6 protein-coding genes are annotated in these 2,443 nt (G+C 66.1%); 4 read left to right on the forward strand and 2 right to left on the reverse strand.

What is annotated here, in order from left to right:
• Nucleotides 1-49 precede the first annotated feature (49 nt).
• The 3 genes from G5C65_RS35420 (at nt 50) to G5C65_RS35430 (ending at nt 1,064) form a co-directional block, all read left to right on the forward strand.
• On the forward strand, nt 50-331 hold the full coding sequence (locus G5C65_RS35420) for a hypothetical protein (RefSeq protein WP_165303161.1): 282 nt from the start codon (nt 50-52) through the stop codon (nt 329-331).
• Entirely contained in the window at nt 328-468 is a 141-nt protein-coding gene (locus G5C65_RS35425; protein ID WP_165303162.1) for a hypothetical protein, read from the forward strand. The genes G5C65_RS35420 and G5C65_RS35425 overlap by 4 nt, the downstream gene beginning before the upstream one ends.
• Before the next feature lie 239 nt (nt 469-707).
• A complete protein-coding gene (locus tag G5C65_RS35430) occupies nt 708-1,064 on the forward strand; it encodes a hypothetical protein (protein ID WP_165303163.1) in 357 nt (118 codons plus the stop codon).
• A gap of 56 nt (nt 1,065-1,120) precedes the next feature.
• On the opposite strand, the gene G5C65_RS35435 is transcribed toward G5C65_RS35430, so the two are convergent.
• Both G5C65_RS35435 and G5C65_RS39860 read right to left on the reverse strand, forming a co-directional pair.
• Nucleotides 1,121-1,534 (reverse strand): hypothetical protein, encoded by a 414-nt coding sequence (locus tag G5C65_RS35435; protein WP_165303164.1) that lies wholly within the window; start codon nt 1,532-1,534, stop codon nt 1,121-1,123.
• An 83-nt stretch (nt 1,535-1,617) separates the two neighbouring features.
• On the reverse strand, nt 1,618-1,920 hold the full coding sequence (locus G5C65_RS39860) for a helix-turn-helix domain-containing protein (RefSeq protein ID WP_165303165.1): 303 nt from the start codon (nt 1,918-1,920) through the stop codon (nt 1,618-1,620).
• Between the two features lie 256 nt (nt 1,921-2,176).
• Between G5C65_RS39860 and G5C65_RS35445 the strand changes: the two genes are divergently transcribed.
• Nucleotides 2,177-2,356, forward strand: a complete 180-nt coding sequence (locus tag G5C65_RS35445) for a hypothetical protein (protein ID WP_165303166.1) — start codon at nt 2,177-2,179, stop codon at nt 2,354-2,356.
• Nucleotides 2,357-2,443 lie beyond the last annotated feature (87 nt).

The following is a 2,443-nucleotide window of genomic DNA, read 5'->3' on the forward strand; positions in this document are numbered from 1 at the left end:
TCACCGACCTGCCCGACATCACCAACTACCAGCCCGAGGAGGCTCGCTGATGAGCACGCACGACGACAGTCACGTCCAAGAGGTCTGGTACCTCGCACCCCGCGAAGCCAAGAAGATCACCGGCCTCGAAGAGGTGGCCATCGAGCTGTGGGTGGACGACGAGACCGTGAAGATCACCGGCCCGGGAGGGATCGGTGGCGGCTACAGCGCCGACCGCAAGCACATCGTCACCGAGGTGATCCCGCAGTTCGAGCGGGACGGCTGGAGGGTCACGGCCACCTACAAGGTCAACGACCCGATCGGGTACGACGAGGAGGACGACGACCGATGACCGAACTCACCGCACTGCTCCTCGTAGGACACAGCACCAGCCGGTGCAGCCACTGCCGCCGCCCCGTCCTGCCGGACTCCACCCGGCACACCGACGTATCCGGCTGGGACCCCCAGCCCGGCGCCGGCCCCGGCTGAGGTAAGCAGCCGGGGCACCCGCGCCACCGTACCAACGCCTTGTGGGCCGTCCAGCCGCGAGCCGGACGGTCCGTACCCGTCCTGCCCGCCAGGCAGGGCCGCGGCAACGACCACCCGGGACAACGAGCCCCTCGGGCGGTCAAGGTGTTCCCGGTAACGGTTCGGTCACGTTGCCGCTGTGTCCGCGCCTCACACGCCACGATGCCCCCCGACATCCGCACCGTTGGGGGGACGCTCTCATGCACCGTACCCGTATCGCTGGCCTGCTCGTGGCGGCCGTGTTACTCGCCGCAGGCACCGCATGCAGCAGCAGCGACAGCCCGGAGCCTGCCGCATCCACGTCGACACCCACGGACGAGACCACCTCCGCGCCAGCGAAGGTCAGCAAGTCCGAGACCATCCGCCGCTGCACCAACGCCGTCGCCGACCGTGCCGCAGACACATCCAGCGGAGAAGTCCACTCCGAACCCACACCCAAGCCTTGCGCGGGACTCCCGGACAGCGAGTACCTCGATGCCTACATGGACGGCATCCGGCAAGCCAACCAGGCCGGCAGGGACGAGCTTGAGCGGCAGCTCGACGACGCTACGCCCTGACCCGGAATCAATGGCCGAGGGGTGCTACCGCACAGTCATAGAGTGCCAGACTCGAATCATCGCTCCAGGCTCCACGAGACTTCAAGCGATAGCCCCCAGGGAAATGTCACGACGATTGCCCACGAAGTTGGGGCAGAAAGGCCCCTCAGTCTCTTGAGGCACTGACTCAGGAGCTCCACGATGTGACTGAGCATCTCCGAGACGCCGCGCGACCAACCAGGTCGCGGAAACGGCGACTGAGGTGCATAGACTGAGCCCACTGCAAAAGAGACCAGAGAAGCCCAGGAGTCGACGACGGAGAAAGCATCCTGGCCCTGGCCTTCTTCAGGCTGTAGCTGTTCCGCATGTACTTCGCTCCGGAGTTCCTCCGCGATCAGCCGCAGCGCATTCTCGGCGCGCGCATCGGGTGGTTCGTCACTCTTGAGGTGTTCCTTGATCTGATCTCGAAATTTTTCATTGGGGTGTTCCATCGTGCGCCTCCTGTGGCCCCCTGTCCGCAGTATGCACAGCAAGAGCCTGATGCGCACTTCGTGTATGCAGAAGCGCGGATAGATTACCTATCCGTATCCTCTCTGGAGAGTTTTTTCGTTTCAGGTGAAGTCTTGGGGCGATGTTTCCCTGAACCCGTGTAGCCTCTGAACACGTCCTGCACGGTGCTGAGCTTGCAACCCAGCCGCTCCGCGATCTGTCGGTACGACAGTCCGCGGCCTTCGTCCCACAGCTCCAGGATCATCTCGCGGCGCTCGGCTGACCACGCCTTGTTCCGCACGACTTGTTCGGCCATCACGCGGCTCTTCGCCCGTACTCGCGCCTCGGGGTCCTCGATGTTCTCGATCGCATCCAGGGCGTCAGTCACCCCTTGTACCTCCTCGTTGCCCACATCGGCCCCTTCGGATCGGGTGGGCCGCTTGCCAATACTGTAGGGGCCCCCTACGGTGAAGCAAGTGGCTCACGCTACTCAGCACAAAGCCCCGTCTCGTGGTCGCACACAAGACGGGGCCGCTGGAAACGACGGGCCCGGTGGTCGCACACCGGGCCCGCCCAACCCCGACCCGTGGTCGCACACGGAGTCGAGACATCACCCCTACCTGACCTGACCAGGAGGAATGACCATGCCGGATGGTACCGACCAGCCGCACACCAAGGACACCCCCGCAACGCCGCGCGAGGACCGCACCGCCACCGAGCCCGCGACCGTCGAGCGGTGCGCTGAGGACTACGCCTCCGGGGACGCGCTCCGCCACGCCCACCAGCAGCAGGACGCCCGCGCCCGCGCGAAGGAGCGCGGCTGATGGGCCTCTTCCGCCGCCAGCCGGACACCGCCGGCCGCGCCTGGGACCAGCTCCCCACCGACCGCGCCGCCGCCAAGCGCCGCAAGA

It is taken from the genome of Streptomyces boncukensis (genome assembly GCF_011045075.1).
In the GTDB taxonomy this organism is placed as follows: domain Bacteria; phylum Actinomycetota; class Actinomycetes; order Streptomycetales; family Streptomycetaceae; genus Streptomyces; species Streptomyces boncukensis.

Coding starts and splice junctions, on each gene's coding strand:
- G5C65_RS35420 (WP_165303161.1), top strand. CDS start 50: ATGAGCACGCACGACGACAGTCACGTCCAAGAGGTCTGGTACCTCGCA.
- G5C65_RS35425 (WP_165303162.1), top strand. CDS start 328: ATGACCGAACTCACCGCACTGCTCCTCGTAGGACACAGCACCAGCCGG.
- G5C65_RS35430 (WP_165303163.1), top strand. CDS start 708: ATGCACCGTACCCGTATCGCTGGCCTGCTCGTGGCGGCCGTGTTACTC.
- G5C65_RS35435 (WP_165303164.1), bottom strand. CDS start 1,534: ATGGAACACCCCAATGAAAAATTTCGAGATCAGATCAAGGAACACCTC.
- G5C65_RS35445 (WP_165303166.1), top strand. CDS start 2,177: ATGCCGGATGGTACCGACCAGCCGCACACCAAGGACACCCCCGCAACG.